16 protein-coding genes and 2 pseudogenes are annotated in these 14,992 nt (G+C 70.1%); 7 read left to right on the top strand and 11 right to left on the bottom strand.

Annotated features, from left to right (window positions below; all coding sequences use genetic code 11):
• Positions 1 to 93: 93 nt before the first annotated feature.
• From ABD209_RS06735 to pgsA, 4 genes are read right to left on the bottom strand one after another with little or no spacing between them, the layout of a single operon-like run.
• Positions 94 to 672, bottom strand: coding sequence for a hypothetical protein (locus ABD209_RS06735; RefSeq protein WP_344063903.1), 579 nt, complete (start codon positions 670 to 672; stop codon positions 94 to 96).
• Positions 669 to 1,793 carry a glycosyltransferase family 4 protein gene (locus ABD209_RS06740; RefSeq protein WP_344063906.1) on the bottom strand — a complete coding sequence of 375 codons (1,125 nt, stop codon included), beginning with the start codon at positions 1,791 to 1,793 and terminating at the stop codon, positions 669 to 671. The genes ABD209_RS06735 and ABD209_RS06740 overlap by 4 nt, the downstream gene beginning before the upstream one ends.
• Position 1,794: 1 nt before the next feature.
• The gene (locus ABD209_RS06745) at positions 1,795 to 2,724 is read right to left on the bottom strand and encodes a phosphatidylinositol mannoside acyltransferase (RefSeq protein WP_344063909.1); all 930 of its coding nucleotides are present in this window, start codon (positions 2,722 to 2,724) and stop codon (positions 1,795 to 1,797) included.
• On the bottom strand, positions 2,721 to 3,332 hold the full coding sequence (gene pgsA / locus ABD209_RS06750; RefSeq protein WP_344063912.1) for a phosphatidylinositol phosphate synthase: 612 nt from the start codon (positions 3,330 to 3,332) through the stop codon (positions 2,721 to 2,723). Before pgsA ends, ABD209_RS06745 begins: the two co-directional genes overlap by 4 nt.
• An 83-nt stretch (positions 3,333 to 3,415) precedes the next feature.
• Between pgsA and ABD209_RS06755 the strand changes: the two genes are divergently transcribed.
• The 5 genes from ABD209_RS06755 to ABD209_RS06775 are packed head-to-tail and all read left to right on the top strand — an operon-like array spanning position 3,416 to position 8,211.
• Positions 3,416 to 3,907 carry a hypothetical protein gene (locus tag ABD209_RS06755; RefSeq protein ID WP_344063915.1) on the top strand — a complete coding sequence of 164 codons (492 nt, stop codon included), beginning with the start codon at positions 3,416 to 3,418 and terminating at the stop codon, positions 3,905 to 3,907.
• Complete coding sequence (locus ABD209_RS06760) at positions 3,904 to 4,800, top strand: hypothetical protein (protein WP_344063918.1); 897 nt, start codon at positions 3,904 to 3,906, stop codon at positions 4,798 to 4,800. Before ABD209_RS06755 ends, ABD209_RS06760 begins: the two co-directional genes overlap by 4 nt.
• A 36-nt stretch (positions 4,801 to 4,836) precedes the next feature.
• Positions 4,837 to 6,456: a circularly permuted type 2 ATP-grasp protein gene (locus ABD209_RS06765; RefSeq protein WP_344063921.1), complete on the top strand. Its 1,620-nt coding sequence runs from the start codon at positions 4,837 to 4,839 to the stop codon at positions 6,454 to 6,456.
• Complete coding sequence (locus ABD209_RS06770; protein ID WP_344063924.1) at positions 6,450 to 7,370, top strand: alpha-E domain-containing protein; 921 nt, start codon at positions 6,450 to 6,452, stop codon at positions 7,368 to 7,370. Before ABD209_RS06765 ends, ABD209_RS06770 begins: the two co-directional genes overlap by 7 nt.
• 1 nt (position 7,371) lies before the next feature.
• The gene (locus tag ABD209_RS06775; protein WP_344063929.1) at positions 7,372 to 8,211 is read left to right on the top strand and encodes a transglutaminase family protein; all 840 of its coding nucleotides are present in this window, start codon (positions 7,372 to 7,374) and stop codon (positions 8,209 to 8,211) included.
• A gap of 13 nt (positions 8,212 to 8,224) precedes the next feature.
• On the opposite strand, the gene ABD209_RS06780 is transcribed toward ABD209_RS06775, so the two are convergent.
• The gene (locus ABD209_RS06780; RefSeq protein ID WP_344063931.1) at positions 8,225 to 8,800 is read right to left on the bottom strand and encodes an HIT family protein; all 576 of its coding nucleotides are present in this window, start codon (positions 8,798 to 8,800) and stop codon (positions 8,225 to 8,227) included.
• A 63-nt stretch (positions 8,801 to 8,863) separates the two neighbouring features.
• Between ABD209_RS06780 and ABD209_RS06785 the strand changes: the two genes are divergently transcribed.
• Together ABD209_RS06785 and ABD209_RS06790 are read left to right on the top strand one after the other, a co-directional pair.
• Complete coding sequence (locus tag ABD209_RS06785) at positions 8,864 to 10,138, top strand: MFS transporter (RefSeq protein ID WP_344063934.1); 1,275 nt, start codon at positions 8,864 to 8,866, stop codon at positions 10,136 to 10,138.
• A 27-nt stretch (positions 10,139 to 10,165) separates the two neighbouring features.
• The gene (locus ABD209_RS06790) at positions 10,166 to 11,506 is read left to right on the top strand and encodes a GH1 family beta-glucosidase (protein ID WP_344063936.1); all 1,341 of its coding nucleotides are present in this window, start codon (positions 10,166 to 10,168) and stop codon (positions 11,504 to 11,506) included.
• Here ABD209_RS06790 and ABD209_RS06795 read toward each other — a convergent pair.
• The 6 genes and pseudogenes from ABD209_RS06795 to ABD209_RS06805 form a co-directional block, all read right to left on the bottom strand.
• Positions 11,503 to 11,949, bottom strand: a complete 447-nt coding sequence (locus ABD209_RS06795; RefSeq protein WP_344063939.1) for a MaoC family dehydratase — start codon at positions 11,947 to 11,949, stop codon at positions 11,503 to 11,505. The genes ABD209_RS06790 and ABD209_RS06795 overlap by 4 nt on opposite strands.
• 409 nt (positions 11,950 to 12,358) lie before the next feature.
• Positions 12,359 to 12,568 carry a hypothetical protein gene (locus tag ABD209_RS19770; RefSeq protein ID WP_425564604.1) on the bottom strand — a complete coding sequence of 70 codons (210 nt, stop codon included), beginning with the start codon at positions 12,566 to 12,568 and terminating at the stop codon, positions 12,359 to 12,361.
• Positions 12,569 to 12,608: 40 nt separating this feature from the next.
• A pseudogene (locus ABD209_RS19775) lies at positions 12,609 to 12,755 on the bottom strand (SDR family NAD(P)-dependent oxidoreductase); the annotation flags it as partial.
• The gene (locus ABD209_RS19780) at positions 12,718 to 13,281 is read right to left on the bottom strand and encodes an SDR family NAD(P)-dependent oxidoreductase (protein ID WP_425564592.1); all 564 of its coding nucleotides are present in this window, start codon (positions 13,279 to 13,281) and stop codon (positions 12,718 to 12,720) included. The gene ABD209_RS19780 and the pseudogene ABD209_RS19775, both read right to left, overlap by 38 nt.
• A gap of 17 nt (positions 13,282 to 13,298) precedes the next feature.
• The gene (locus ABD209_RS19785; RefSeq protein ID WP_425564593.1) at positions 13,299 to 13,559 is read right to left on the bottom strand and encodes a hypothetical protein; all 261 of its coding nucleotides are present in this window, start codon (positions 13,557 to 13,559) and stop codon (positions 13,299 to 13,301) included.
• Between the two features lie 81 nt (positions 13,560 to 13,640).
• Positions 13,641 to 14,929, bottom strand: a pseudogene (locus ABD209_RS06805) (acetyl-CoA C-acetyltransferase).
• Positions 14,930 to 14,992: the final 63 nt, after the last annotated feature.

Consider the following 14,992-nt stretch of genomic DNA (forward strand, 5'->3'; position numbering starts at 1 on the left):
CCCCGGAACCTGCCGAGTGTATGCCGCGCCCCGCGGGCCGCGCGAATGTCGAGGCGCGCGCGCCTGCGCCCATCGACTGTGGCGACCCCGTAGTCAGGGCGCCGGATCGCCCGGCAGCGCGTCGTCGAACTCGACGAAGTCCGGCAGGGCGGCATACCCGGCCAGGTGGAAGACCCGCACGACACCCTTGCGGCGGACCCGGCGCACATCGCGCACCGCCTGGTTGAGGAAGTTCCGGGCGTACTGAGCCCGGCGACCTGCCGCCAGCACCCGCTCCCAGGCATCCCCGGCCGGTCCGTCGTCCGCCGCCAGGCCGGCGCGGACATCGACCGTCATGGTCGCGGCCAGGGCCTCGGTCAGTTGGGATTCGACATCCTCGCGCCGTCCGAAATGCTGACCGTCGAGCAGGTCCGCGCCCACGTGCTCGGTCGTGCGTTCCAATGCATCCGAGGCCGCCGCGGCCAGCAGCATCGAGGAGGCCGGGTCGAGCACCCCGCTGTTGGCCAACTCCAGGCTGGCCTCGGCTCGGCGCACGAGATTGGCATCGAGCGCGGACACCGCCCCCTCGGCGCGCGTGTGCAGCCGGTCGAGCCGGGCGGCTGTGTAGGACAGATACCAGGCGACCGCCAGCACCAGGACCAGGCAGATCTCGAGGATCTCGCGCGCGCTCATCGCACAGGCTCAGCCGCAACGGTCACGGTGTCGTAGACGGCGACCACGTCGCGGCCGACCCGGTCCCAGTCGAAGGCACCGGCCCGGCTGGCCGCGCGCTCGCCCAGCGCCCTCAACTCTCCCGGGGACCGGATCAAGTCGACGATCACCCGAGCCAGGGCCGCGGGGTCCGCAGTTGGGAAGACCCGACCGCCGGGTCGCTCGCCGAGAACGCTGATAAAGGCCGGTAGGTCGCTGGCGACCACCGGCGTCCCCGTAGCCATGGCCTCCACCAGCACGATCCCGAAGCTCTCCCCGTGGGTATTGGGCGCGGCATACAGATCGATCGAGGCGAGAAGATCGGCCTTGGTCGCGTCGTCCACCGCGCCGAGGAACTCCGTCGCCGCGGCGACGCGCGCCGTCATCAGTCCGGCCACCTCCGCCGGCTCCCCTGGGCCCGCGACCAGCAACCGCGCGCCCGGGATCGCCGCGAGCAAGGCGTCGAAGGCCTCGGCCAGCACCGCAAAACCCTTGCGCGGCTCGGCGATCCGCCCGAGGAAACCGATCGTCGGCCGCCCCGGGCTACCCGCCCACTCCGGCCGGGGCGTCGCCCCCGCGAACTGCGCGACGTCCACGCCATTGGGGATCACGACCGCGTCGCCGCCGATATGCCGGCGCACAGTCCGTCGCGCATCCTCGGAGACCGCGATCCGGCCAGTGATCCTCTCCAGCGAGGGTCGCAGCAGTGGATGGGCGGCGAGCATCGCTCGCGAGCGCAGGGTGGACGTGTGAAAGGTCGCCACGATCGGCCCCGTCGCTGCCCACAGGGCGATCACGCTTGCGCTCGGCGTCATGGGCTCGTGGAGGTGGACCACGTCGAAGTCCCCCTCCGACAACCAGCGCGAGACCCGTCCCGCGGTGACCGGCCCGAAGGTCAGCCGCGCGACCGACCCGTTGTAGCGGACCGGTACGGCCCGACCACACGACGTCAGATAGTCCGGGAGGTCGCTTTCGTCCTCGGCCGGGGCCAGCACCCGCACCTCGTGGCCGCGCTGCCGCAGCCACCCCGCGAGGTCACGCACGTGATACTGCACGCCGCCGGGGACATCCCAGCTGTAGGGGCAGACCAGGCCGATGCGCATGTCACCGATCCTCTCCCAACCCGCTCACGGGATCGAGGTCGGCCATGAAAACTCGTTGCAACATATGCCAATCGCTCGGATCGTCGGCCACGACGGCGCCGAGCGCGTCCGCGCATCGCTGCGTCATCGTGTGGGCGCGCTCCCGCGTCGACCCCTCGGCCGGCACGGCGACCGGGTCGTGGAAACGGATATCGATGCCCCACCCCCGCCCGCGGCGCGTATGCCGGATGGTCACCGGAAAGAGCGGCGCACCCACCGCGAGCGCCAGCGCAGCGGGCCCGATCGCCATCCGCGCCGGCTGTCCGCAGAAGACCACTTCCACCCCGCCGCCGGTCAGGTCCCGGTCCGCGAGCAGAGGCACGACCACCGGTCCGACGGCTTCGCGGCGCAACCCCGCGAAGACGTCACCGCCCCCCGTCAGGGGGAGGATCGTCATACCGAGCAGGGTGCGGAAGTCGAGGAACTCCGCGAAAACCGCCTCCGGCTCCAGCCGCTCCGCGACCGTCACGACGCGCCCGAGCGCCCGGCAGCACCAGGCGCCCGCCAGATCCCAGTTGCCCAGATGCCCGAGGAAGCACACGACCGGCCCGCCCGCCGCGAGCACCGCCCGCACCGGCCCCTCCCCTGCCACCGTGACCTTGGCGTCGACGTCCGCGGCGCTCATGGCCGGCAGCCGGAAGGCCTCGCAGTAGTAGCGCAGGTAGGCCCGCATCCCGCGCCGCACCAGAGCGTCCAACTCCACGTCGTTGAGGTCGGGCCGCACCCGGGCATAATTCGCGCGCAGGCGCCGCACGCCGGTCCCGCCGCGGCGCACCGTCACATCGGCGACCCGGTCGAAGATCCCGTATGCTGCGCCCTCCGGCAACGCGCGCACCACCGCCCACCCGAGGCGGAACCCCGCGACCGTCAGCAGGTCGCCCGCGCGGCTCACAGCTCCGCGAGGGCCTGGACGCGCACCGCCCACATGCGCTGGATCACGGTGATCAGGCTGGCCAGGGCGAGCAGGGCCAGCACGGTCGTCAGCACGATCTCGGGCAGCCCGAGGCCGACCAGGCCGGTGGTGACCAGGGTGGCGACCAGCCGGTCGGCGCGCTCGGCGATGCCGACATTCGCGGTCATACCGAGGCCTTCGGCGCGCGCCTTGGCGTAGGAGACCACGCTGCCGAGGATCAGACAGGCCAGCGCCAGGGCCGCCATCAGGTTGTCGTCGCCGCCACCGGCATACCACAGGACGAGGCCGCCGAAGATCGCTGCGTCGCCCATCCGGTCGAGGGTGGAATCGAGATACGCGCCCCACTTACCCGAGCGGCCGGACATCCGCGCCATCACGCCGTCGACGGTGTCGGAGAAGACGAAGGCCGTGATGACCAGGGTCCCGATGAAGAACTCGTGCCGCGGGTAGAAGGCCAGCGCTCCGAAGCACACGCCGAGCGTCCCGACGATGGTGACGACGTCGGGTGAGATGCCGAGCGCGAGGAAGAGCCTGGCAACCGGGGTGAAGACCTTGGTGAAAAAGGCCCGCGCATATCGATTGAGCATGGTGGCTCACAGCGTAGCCACGCGCACCCCCAGCGCGCCGTAGGTGCCACGGTCCGCGCGCCGTGCCATGACACCATGCCCGTATGCAGGAGGGGAGCCGGGGCCGGTTGACCCCCACCGCCGTGGGCTGGCGGGTTGTTGTGACCGCGGCGTTGACCGTCGGCGTCTGGGCAGGGACTGCCGTCGGGAATGACCAGTGGTGGCCCTTCGCACCCATGTCGCAGTACGCCTTCCTCGTCCAAAATGGCCAAGCAGGCATCGTCAACAGCCCGTTCATGGAAGCCCGGCTGACCGACGGCACCCTGGAGCGGGTCGCGCTGAGCGCTCAGGGGTTGGGCATCGAGCGCTCGGAGATCGAGGGCCAGTTGCCCAGCTTCATCCGCGAGCCGAGCCGGATGCAGGCCATCGCCATCCTGCGCGCCCGCCGGGAGCCGGACGCGCCGCGTTATACGGCCGTCTATCTGCGCAACCGGCAGACCCGTCTGGACGCGGCCCGCACCGAGAAGATCATCGATCTCGCCTCCTGGCAGGTCCGCGATCCGCAGGATCCCGAGTCCTGGGACGGGCGGCCGTGACCGCGCCGGCGACGGGGAGCCGGGCCCGCGCGACGGGCCTGCGCCCTTGGCTGTTCGCTCCGGTCGCGCTGGCGAGGGTGGCGTGGCTGCGCACTCTGATCTATCTCTATGTCGTCTTCGACGTCCTCGTGGTCGTCACCGATCCGATCCCGCACGGCTGGGTCCCAGTCGAGCTCTACCACCCGGTGCTCGTCCGTCAGGTGCTGCATCTGCCCGCCCCGAGCCCGGTCTACGTCCGCGTCCTTTTGGCCGTCATCCTGCTCTCGGCCCTGGTGGCCGCAACCGGCCGGCTGCCGCGGATCGCCGGCCTGATCTGTGCGTTCGGGATGCTCGACTGGATCTCGAATGCCTTCTCCTACAGCAAGATCGATCACGATCACTATGCGTTGATCATCGCGCTCTTCGTGCTGCCCACGGTCGGCCGGGCGCGTTATCGCGATGTCGACGTGCGCACGGAGGCTGCGGGCTGGGCGATCCGGATGATCCAGATGTCCGCGGTCGCCATCTACTTCCTCAGCGCCTGGGCCAAGATGCGCTTCGGCACCTGGGGCTGGGCCAATGGCGCGACCTTGATCTGGGCGCTGACCCGGCGCCCGAACGGTCTGGCGCCCTGGATCGCCTCGCACCCCACCCTGACCCACGCCCTCCAATGGCTCATCCTCGTTGCGGAGTCCTGCTCCCCCGCGTTGTTGTGGTTGCGAGGCCGGGCACTCGCCGCCGGCTTGCTCTTCTTCCTCGGTTTCCACGCCAGCACCTACTACTTGCTGCGTATCCACTTCCTGCCCTTGGTCGTCTGCCTGTTCGCCTTCATGCCGCTGGAACGCATCGCGCCGTATGTCGCGTCCGGCCGCACTGCGCGCATCGGCCGAAACAATCCCGTCACATCGCGGTGACCCCGAGGTCACTCGCCATCCCTAGGCTTGCTCACCATGACCGAGCCGACGTCGCCCGTGAGCCTTTTCGACGGCTATCGCAGGGGCGCCGCTTGGGATGAGATGGTCGCCGAGGACGGGGTACCGCGCACGCCCTACAAAGCGGTCCACCACACCTTGCGGTCGATTAGCGCCGGGACCTTGAAGGACCGCGCCGACACGCTCGCCCGCAACTACATCGACCAGGGCGTCACCTTCGACCATGCCGGGGTGGAGCGTCCCTTCCCGCTGGACGCCGTTCCCCGGGTGCTCTCGGCGCACGAATGGCAGATCATCGAATCCGGTGTAGCGCAACGGGTCTCGGCCCTGGAGGCATTTCTCGACGACGTGTACTCCCGCGAGGGCGATGTGCCCCGCTGCGTCCACGAGAGCGTCGTGCCGTGGAGCCTGATCGCCTCCTCCACGCACTACCACCGCGCGGTCATGGGCATCCGGCCGACGAATGGGGTGCGCGTCCACGTCTCCGGGGTCGACCTGATCCGGGACGAGGCCGGCGTCTTTCGCGTGCTGGAGGACAACGTCCGGGTGCCCTCTGGGGTGAGCTATGTCATCGCCAACCGGCGAGCCATGGCCAATGTCTTCCCCGAGGCCTTCTCGACCATGCGGATCCGCCCGGTCAGCGACTACCCCCGTATGCTGCTCGCCGCCCTGCGCCGGTCCGCCCCCGACGGCGCGACCGACCCGACCGTCGTCGTGCTCACCCCGGGCGTCTATAACTCGGCCTACTTCGAGCACGCCTTGCTGGCCCGGATGATGGGCGTCGAACTCGTCGAGGGCCGTGACTTGGTGTGCGTCAGCGGTCAGGTGCGGATGCGCACCACCCACGGCGACCGCCCGGTCGATGTCATCTATCGCCGGGTCGATGACGACTTCCTCGACCCGGTGCACTTCCGCGGTGACTCGGTGCTCGGGTGTGCCGGCCTGGTCTCGGCGATGCGCGCGGGCCGGGTGACCGTGGCCAATGCTCTGGGCAATGGGGTGGCCGATGACAAGCTGATCTATACCTATGTGCCGGATCTGATCCGCTTCTATCTCGGCGAGGACCCGATCCTGCCCAATGTCGAGACCCACCGGTGCGCCGAACCCGGCGCCCTCGCCCATGTGCTGGACCATCTCGATGAGATGGTCGTCAAACCCGTGGACGGTTCGGGCGGTAAGGGCCTGGTGGTCGGCCCCCGCGCCGACGGCGCGACTCTCGACACCCTGCGGGCGGCACTCGAGGGCGACCCGCGCGGCTGGATCGCCCAGCCCGTTGTCCAGCTCTCGACCGTCCCCACCTTTATCGACGGCGCGCTTGTCCCCCGGCACGTCGACCTGCGGCCCTTTGCCGTCAACGACGGCGAGCGCATCCGCGTCTTGCCCGGCGGGTTGACCCGCGTGGCCCTTCCCGAGGGCGAGCTCGTCGTCAACTCCAGCCAGGGTGGCGGGTCCAAAGACACCTGGGTGCTCGCCGGCCGCGACACCCGAACCTCGTCCCCCGAGCCGCTGCGTGCGGGCGCCGAGATGCGTGAAGTCGTCGTGATGAGCGCCCCGACCGCGTCCCCCGAGGACTCGATGCGCGCCCAACAGCAGCAACAACAACAGACCCGGATCACCGAAGGCGGCATCCCATGCTGAGCCGGATCGCCGAGTCGCTCTTCTGGATCGGCCGCCACATCGAGCGCGCCGACGGCACGGCCCGGATCGTCGACGTCCTGCGCCTGCAGTTGCTGGAAGACCCGGGTGCGAATGAGAAGGAGGCCTCCCGCACGACATTGGCCGTCATGGGGGCGACCCACGCCGACGGCGCTGGATACGCCGAGGTCGGTCAGCTGCTCGTCTTCGACGCGGGCTATTCCAGCTCGATCGGGGGCGCCTGGACGGCTGCTCGCGAGAACGCTCGGCGGGCGCGCGAGACGCTCTCGACCGAGCTCTGGGAGGCCATCAACACCACCTGGCACCGCTGGCACAACTTCGGCCAGTCCGCCGTCACCGAGCGGCATTTGTCCTGGACCCGCGAGCGCGCCGCCCTGATCTCCGGCGTGGCCGACTCCACGATGAGCCATGACGAGGCCTGGGACTTCCTCGTCCTGGGCCGCAGCCTCGAGCGCGCCGATATGACGGCGCGCCTGGTGGCGGCCTGGGGGTTGCCGCGTGGCGGTGCCCCGTGGTCGGTCGTGCTCAGCAGTTGCGGCGCGCATCAGGCTTTCATGCGCAGTCAACGCGGCCTGCTCTCCGACGACCGGGCGGCTGCCTTCCTCGTGCTCGACCGGGCCTTCCCGAGGTCGGTCTATTTCGCGCTGCGCGAGGCCGAGGGCCGGCTCGCTGCCCTGGATCCTCAGGACGGCCGCACCGCGATCACCGACGAGGCGCGTCGCCAGCTGGGCCGGGTCCGCACCGAGCTGGAGTTCCGTCCCGTCGCTGAGGTGCTGCACGATCTGCCCGGACAGATGCAGCGGGTGCAGCTGGCGGTCACGGCCGCGGCCTTCGCCGTCGGCAGCCGCTACTTTCAGACCGGACCGCTGCCCGAATGGACCGAGGAACTGATCTGACATGCGCCGCTATCGCATCCTGCATACGACGACGCTGACGTATGACGTGCCCGTCCGTTCGGCGCACAACGAGCTGCGGATGACGCCGATCAACGAGCCGGGGCAGACGACCCTGGAGAACCGCATCCGGATCCGGCCGCTGACCTGGAGCACGGTCTATCGCGACCACTTCGGGACCCATGTGACCTCGATGGAGAGCCTGCCCGCCCATGACCGGCTGACCATCGAGGCGATCTCCACCGTCGAACGCGCCGATCCCGCTGAGTGGCCGTTCTCGCCGGGGTGGGCGGCGCTGGCCGACCCCACGGTCCAGGACCGGCATTTCGAGTGGCTGATGGTCACCTCGCGCACCCGTCCGGGCGCGGGCATCGCGGACCTGGCGGCCGGTGTGCGCGACCGGGCCACGCCCCGCGACGCGGCCCTCGCCCTCGCCGAGCAGCTGCGTGCGGAGATGACCTATCGCGCCGGGGTGACGGGTGTGCAGAGTTCTGGCGAGCAGGCCTGGGCGGAGAAGTCCGGGGTGTGCCAGGACTTCGTGCACGTGACGATCGGCGCCCTGCGCAGCCTCGGCATACCGGCGCGTTATATCTCCGGCTATCTCGTCCCCAAGCGCGACGCCGAGGTCGGCGACACCGCCACGGGCGAGAGCCACGCCTGGGTCGAGCTCTGGGACGGTGGCTGGATCCCGATCGACCCGACCAATGGCGCGCCCGTGGGCGCCGACCATGTCGTGGTCGCCCGCGGCCGGGACTATGACGACGTGTCGCCCTTCAAGGGGGTCTACTCCGGCGCCGGCACGGCGATCCTGACCGTGGCGGTCACCTTTACCCGCCTCGCGTGACCGGCGGCCCGCGTCAGCGAGCCCACGCCTCGGCGATTTGGGTGCGGACGTCTTCGAGCAGCGCTGGCAACGCCTTGGTCTGACCCACGATCGGCAGGAAGTTCGCGTCGCCGGCCCAGCGCGGGACGATGTGTTGATGCAGGTGGGCAGCCACCCCGGCACCGGCGACCGCGCCCTGGTTCATCCCGATGTTGTAGCCGTGCGGATTCGACGCGGTTTGCAAGGCGGCGATCGCGGCCTTGGTCAGCGCGGTGAACTCCACGGTCTCCTCGTCGGTCAGGTCGACATAGAGCGAGACATGCCGGTAGGGGCAGATCAGCACGTGACCGGGGTTGTAGGGGAAGAGGTTCATCACCACGAAACAGGTCTCGCCGCGGTGGACGATCAGCCCGTCGCGATCGCCTCGGCCGGGTGCCGCGCAGAACGGGCAACCCTCGCCGGCGCTCTCGCTCGGCCGCTCGCCGGTGATGTAGGCCAGCCGGTGCGGCGTCCAGAGCCGCTCGAAGCCGTCCTGCGACCCGGCGAAATCGCCACCGGGCTCGGCGGCGGCCCCGGTCGGTGGAAGCCCTGTTGGGTCCTGGCTGGCCATGCAGGAATCCTAGGTGTCCCCGCTTCTTGACTCACCGGTAACCATCCACGATGCTCCCCGGGTATGACGCTCCCCGCGCCCGCCGGCGCCCCGACCGGGCTTGATGCCCTCGCCGAGCCCCAGGTGCCTGTCTCGAGTGGCTGGGTCTCTCGACTCACGATCGCCTCGATCGGGCTGTATGCCGGCTTCTTCGGCCCGCTGCAGGTCCTGCTTGCCCTGCAGATCGCCGACTTCGCGCCGACGCATAAGGAGAGTGTGCTGGCGCTGGTGACCGGGGTGGGCGCGCTGATGTCGACGGTCGGCACGCCCCTGTGGGGGGCACTTTCCGACCGGACCGGCTCCCGCTTCGGGCGGCGGCTGCCCTGGATCGCCGGTGGCGCGCTGGCCGGCGCTCTCGCGCTGCTGGTGCTGAGCGCAGCGTCGTCGGTGGCGATGGTGGTGGTGGGGTGGGCGGCCGTGCAATTGTGCCTCAATGGTGTGGTCGCGGCGCTGACCGCGTGCGTCCCCGACCAGGTCCCAGAGCAGCAGCGCGGCGTCGTCAGCGGCTGGGTAGGCCTAGCCCAGACCATGGGGGTCGTGGTCGGGACCGGCGTCGCGACGGCCGCGGGCGGCATACGGGCGGGGTATGCGGCTCTGGCCGCCCTCGTGATCGTCACGGTGTCCCTGTTCCTGGTGCGCAGCGGCGATCGGGCGCTGCGCGACGACCAGCGCGGGCCGTTGGCGTTGGGTGCCTTCGTCCGGGGCTTCTGGGTCAGCCCCCGGGCCCACCCGGACTTCGCGTGGGCGTGGGGCACCCGCTTCCTGATGAACGTCGCGAACGCCATCGGCACGCTCTATTTGCTCTACTTCCTCACCGATGTGGTCCGCGTCGACGACCCCGAAGGGCACGTCTTCATCCTGGTGTTGATCTATGCGGGCGCCCTGTGCCTGACCGCGGTCGTGTCCGGGATCGCGTCGGACCGGCTGGGCAAGCGCAAGATCTTCGTCATCGTCGCGGGCGTGGTGATGACGGCGGCCTGCCTCGTCCTCGCCTTCCGGCCGACCTGGCCGGGCGCGGTGGGTGCGGCGGTGCTGCTCGGGCTGGGCTTCGGGGTCTATGCCGCCGTCGATTTCGCACTCATCACCGAGGTGCTGCCGGCGGCTGCTGACCGGGCGCGAGATCTCGGGGTCATCAATATCGCCAACGCCCTGCCGCAGGTGCTGGCGCCCGTTATCGCGGCTCCGGTCCTCGCCCTCTTCGCCACCCGGGCAACGGGCTATCGTGCCCTCTATGTCGTCGCCGCCGTGGTCGGGCTGGTCGGCGCGCTACTGGTCCGCCGGATCCGGTCGGTCTCGTGATGAACGCCTGTGACGAAAGGTCGTGCCATGTCCCTGCCTGCTGACTTCCTCTTCGGCGTTTCGACGGCGAGCTATCAGATCGAGGGGGCCGTCGATGCGGAAGGCCGCGGGCGCAGCGTGTGGGACGACTTCTGCGACCGGCCGGGAGTGATCGTCGACGGCTCTTCCGGGGCCGTCGCGTGCGACAGCTATCACCGGTATGCCGAAGATGTGGAGTTGATGGCGCAGCTGGGCGCCGCGGCCTACCGCTTCTCGGTGTCGTGGTCGCGCGTGCTGCCACAGGGGCGTGGCCCGATCAACCAGGCCGGCCTGGACTACTATGACAGGTTGGTGGATGCGTTGTGCGCCGAGGGAATCAAGCCCGCGGCCACACTCTTCCACTGGGACCTGCCCTCGACCTTGGAGGCCGAGGGCGGGTGGCTGTCGCGCTCGACGGCCGAGGCCTTCGGGACGTATGCCGGCGTGCTCGCCGACCGGCTCGGCGACCGAGTCGCGATGTGGATGCCGGTCAACGAGCCGGTCGTCCACGCCAACCTCGGCTATGCCCTCGGCCTCCACGCACCCGGTCGCGCCTTGGGGATGGGCGCGCTGCCGGTCTATCACCACCTGATGCTGGGGCACGGACTTGCCGTTGCGGCACTGCGGGCCGCGGGGGTTGCGGCGGTGGGCTGCGCCAATAACCACACGCCGGTCTGGGTGGCGTCCGACGCCGACGCCGACCAGGCGGCCGCGGGGCTCTACGACACCCTGCACAACCGGATGTTCGCCGACCCGATCCTGCTCGGGTCCTATCCGGCGCCCTTCGCCGAATTGGTGCCCGGTCCGGTCGCGGACGACCTGCAACTGATCGGTGCGCCGCTGGACTTCTACGGCTTCAACTATTACAACCCGACCCTCGTCGGCGCTCCGGGCACGGGCGACGACACCTATGGCGCCGCCGGTGGGCTGCCCTTCTCCATGCATCAGATCGAGGGCTACCCGGTCACCGACTTCGGGTGGCCGGTGGTGCCTGCCGGCCTGACGGAGGTGCTCGTCCAGATGAAGGAGCGCTACCCGGACATCCCGCCGATCCACATCACCGAGAACGGCTGCGCCTACGGAGCGGCGCCGGATGCCGACGGCGTGGCGGCCGACCCGGGGCGGATCGACTATCTGAGCAGCCACCTGGGCGCGGTCGCCGATGCGCGGGCGCAGGGGGTCGACGTCGCGGGCTATTTCTGCTGGTCGCTGCTGGACAACTTCGAGTGGGCCGAGGGCTACACCAAGCGCTTCGGCCTGGTGCACATCGACTTCGACACCCTGGCGCGCACCCCGCGGACGTCCTTCGACTGGTACGCCGACTTCATCCGCCGCACCCGCACCGATTAGGGAACAGCCGTCAGCACGAGGTGCACGCGCCGCCCGTCTGGGCGTCCCGAGACGAGGGCTGCAACCGTGCGATCCGGGTCATGGCGGGCGACCATGCCGACCGTGCCGGGCAAGAGGATCGGCTTGTGGAAATCGACCCGGCTCGACCCTGCGTAGGCGGCGGGGCGGCCCAGGGCGGCGAGAACGCGGGCATACGACCACATCCCGTGCGCAATGGCGCGGGGGAACCCGAGCAGGCGCGCCGTGGGCGCGCTCAGGTGGATCGGATTCGCGTCCCCACTCACCGCGGCATACCGGCGACCGAGGTCGGCGGGCAGCCGCCACTGCGTTGCCGGTATGCCGTCCGGTGCGGCCGGCCCGCTGTCATAGCGCGCGCGGGGCTCGCCGCCCCCGCGGGCGAGATAGGTGCTGACCCCCTCCCAAAACCGTTCTCCCGCAACCACGACCGTCGTCTCGATGTCGACGACCCGCCCCTTGGGATGCGCGCGCAGATGGGCGCGCGGACGCTGATTTCGAGGGTCTCGTCGGCGCCGAGCGCGCGATGTGCGGTGATCGTGTCGGTCAGGTGGACCAGGCCGAGGACCGGCAGCGGAAACGCGGGGTCGGCCAGGAGGGTGACTTGGAGGGGGAAGCCGAGGAGGTGCGGAAAGGTCTGCGGCAGAAGGTCGTTCATCGGGAATTCGCACTGTCGCTGATAACGCGCGAGGCGCTCGCGATCGACCGCGACGTCATCGACGCGAAGGGCCTGCTCGGGCAGGGCGACCGGTCCCCGGCGACGTCGCACGGTGCGGCCGCAGCATTGTGGCACCGAGGCTCGGGAGGCTCTCGAGCCGCCGGGTCTGCACAGGCATGTCAGGCACCGAGCAGGCCCTGTCCGCACACGCGCACGACATTGCCCGTCATCCCGGCATTGGCCGGCCAGGCCAGCCACCCGATCGTTTCGGCGACGTCGATGGGCAGTCCGCCCTGGGCAAGGGAGTTCAGGCGGCGCCCGATCTCGCGGGTGGCCAGGGGAATCTTCGCGGTCATCTCGGTCTCGATGAAGCCCGGGGCCAACGGCATTGACGGTGATTCCGCGGGCGCGCACGTTCTCCGAACTGCCGAGGGCCTCGATCAGTCCGATCACGCCGGCCTTGGACGCGGCGTCGTTCGTCTGCCCGCGATTGCCGGCGATGCCTGCGACCGAGGAGACACAGAAAATCCGTCCTCCCTTACGGATTCCGTTGTCGGACAATAGGTTTTCGTTCATCCGCAGGACTGAGAGCAGGTGACGTCAAGCACCGAGCACCACCGATCGGCGTCGGTGTTGGCGAGCAACTTATCCCTTGTGATGCCCGCTTTGCGCACGACGACGTCCAGCCCGCCATGGCGCACGTCGCGTGCTCGAGGATGCGACCGCCGGCATCCGCGGAAGTGACGTCGACATGTTGGGCCGAGCCGCCGATGTCATTGGCCACCCGTGCCAGGGCATCTCCGGCGCTCGCCATATCCACGCACACGACCGGGGCGCCGTCGCGGGCCAGGACGCGCGCGACCTGTGCGCCGATCCCCCGCGCCGCTCCGGTCACGACCGCCACCTGCTCGGCGAGCGGGCACTCCCAGTCGACCTGCCCACTGGTGGGTGCCGGCGGCGCGCCGACCTCGACGACCTGGCCATCGACATACGCCGATCGGCCGGAGAGGAAGAACCGCAGCGGTGCGGCAAGATCGGCGACACCGGCGTCGGCGACATAGATGAGGTTTGCCGTTCCGCCGGAACGCACTTCTTTAGCCACCGACCGCACGATGCCGGTCAGCGCCGCACGTGCCGCCGCTTGTCCCGGCTCGCCGCCCGCCAACGGTGGGCGTCCGATGAGCAGGACGCGGGCGTGGCGAGCTCGGTCAGGTCGAGCAACACCGCGGAGACTGAGGTCGACACCTGCCTGGCAACGGGAATGTCCCACTCTCCCCCCAGCAACTTCCGGACTTCCTCGGCCAGTGAGGCGAAGCCGTGCCCGTCCACCAACTCCGCACCCGGTGTCAGCAGGGCACCGGGCCGGTGCCGCCGGAGCACCGCGGGCGTGGCAGGCCCAACGCGCCCGCAAGCTTGGCGCCGATCCCGGAGTCGACGAAGGTCGAATAGCTGTCCGTCATCTCAGGCTGCCTCGAGGATCATCAGCACACCTTGGCCACCCGCCGGCGCAGATCGAAATCAATTCCCGCGCCCCGGTTCCCCTCTCGTGCAGCATCTTTGCCAGTGACGCGACGATTCGGCCGCCAGTCGCGGCGAACGGGTGCCCGGCCGCGAGGGATGAGCCCTTGACATTCAGGAGCCTGCTGTCGAGCGCCCCGATCGGCGCATCCAGGCCCAGTCGGGCCCGGCAGAATTCGGCGGACTCCCAGGCCGCGAGCGTGGTGAGGACGGTGGCGGCGAAGGCCTCGTGGATCTCGACGAGCGCGAAGTCCTGCAGTCGCATCCCCGTGCGCCAGCAGTCTCGGCAGGGCGAAAACCGGGGCGGTGAGTAGTCCGTCGCGCCCCGTGACGAAGTCAACGGCGGCGGTCTCGCCGTCCACGACATACGCCAGTGGCCGCAGACCCCGGTCCTGCGCCCATCGATCAGTGGCGAGCAGGACGGTCGATGCGCCGTCGGTCATTGGGGTCGAGTTCCCGGCCGTCAAGGTGGCGCGATCACCCTTGCCGAAGGCCGGTCGAAGTGTCGCGAGCTTCTCGGGGGTGGAGTCCGGCCGCAGGTTCTGATCGCGGCTCAGCCCGAGGTAGGGCGTGATCAGATCGTCGAAGAACCCGCGCTCGTAGGCCGCAGCCAGCCGCTGGTGGCTCGCGGCGGCCAGGGCGTCCTGGTCCTCCCGGCCGATGCCCCACTCGCGTGCCGTGATCGCCATGTGCTCGCCCATGGACAGGCCGGTGCGCGGCTCGCCATTGGTCGGCGTTGCGATGCTCAGGTGTGTCGGTCGGATGCCGGCGAGGGCCTTCGCCTTGGCAGCGGTACTGCGGCCCGCTGCGGCGCGAAACAGACTGCGTCGCAGCGGCTCACTGACCGTGACCGGGGCATCGGAGGCCGACTCCACGCCCCCGCTGACCCCGGCGTCGATCTGGCCCAGGGCGATCTTGTTGGCCAGCAGCATCGTCGCCTGCAGGCCTGTCCCGCACGCCTGTTGCACATCGTATGCCGGCGTGGTCGCCGCCAGCGCCGAACTCAGGACCGCCTCGCGGGTCAGGCTGAGATCGCGGGAGTGTCTGACGACCGCGCCGGCGACCACCTCACCCAATCGCTCACCGGCCAGCCCGAACCGGGCGACCAGGCCGTCGAGAGCGGCGGTGAGCATGTCCTGGTTGGTGGCCTCGGGATAGGGGCCGAATTGCCGGGCGAACGGAATGCGGTTGCCGCCGAGCACGGCGGCCCGCTGCGGGGGTCCTGGGGGCATGACGACCTCGAACGGCGAGTATCGGACAGGTTGTCGATCGCGACTATGTCCACGCCGCCAACA

The sequence above is a fragment of the Nostocoides vanveenii genome (assembly GCF_039531165.1).
Lineage (GTDB): Bacteria > Actinomycetota > Actinomycetes > Actinomycetales > Dermatophilaceae > Nostocoides_A > Nostocoides_A vanveenii.

Bases quoted from the DNA above. Each gene is read 5' to 3' on its own strand.
- ABD209_RS06735 (WP_344063903.1), bottom strand. From the start codon at position 672: ATGAGCGCGCGCGAGATCCTCGAGATCTGCCTGGTCCTGGTGCTGGCG.
- ABD209_RS06740 (WP_344063906.1), bottom strand. From the start codon at position 1,793: ATGCGCATCGGCCTGGTCTGCCCCTACAGCTGGGATGTCCCCGGCGGC.
- pgsA (WP_344063912.1), bottom strand. From the start codon at position 3,332: ATGCTCAATCGATATGCGCGGGCCTTTTTCACCAAGGTCTTCACCCCG.
- ABD209_RS06755 (WP_344063915.1), top strand. From the start codon at position 3,416: ATGCAGGAGGGGAGCCGGGGCCGGTTGACCCCCACCGCCGTGGGCTGG.
- ABD209_RS06765 (WP_344063921.1), top strand. From the start codon at position 4,837: ATGACCGAGCCGACGTCGCCCGTGAGCCTTTTCGACGGCTATCGCAGG.
- ABD209_RS06770 (WP_344063924.1), top strand. From the start codon at position 6,450: ATGCTGAGCCGGATCGCCGAGTCGCTCTTCTGGATCGGCCGCCACATC.
- ABD209_RS06775 (WP_344063929.1), top strand. From the start codon at position 7,372: ATGCGCCGCTATCGCATCCTGCATACGACGACGCTGACGTATGACGTG.
- ABD209_RS06780 (WP_344063931.1), bottom strand. From the start codon at position 8,800: ATGGCCAGCCAGGACCCAACAGGGCTTCCACCGACCGGGGCCGCCGCC.
- ABD209_RS06785 (WP_344063934.1), top strand. From the start codon at position 8,864: ATGACGCTCCCCGCGCCCGCCGGCGCCCCGACCGGGCTTGATGCCCTC.
- ABD209_RS06790 (WP_344063936.1), top strand. From the start codon at position 10,166: ATGTCCCTGCCTGCTGACTTCCTCTTCGGCGTTTCGACGGCGAGCTAT.
- ABD209_RS19770 (WP_425564604.1), bottom strand. From the start codon at position 12,568: ATGCCGTTGGCCCCGGGCTTCATCGAGACCGAGATGACCGCGAAGATT.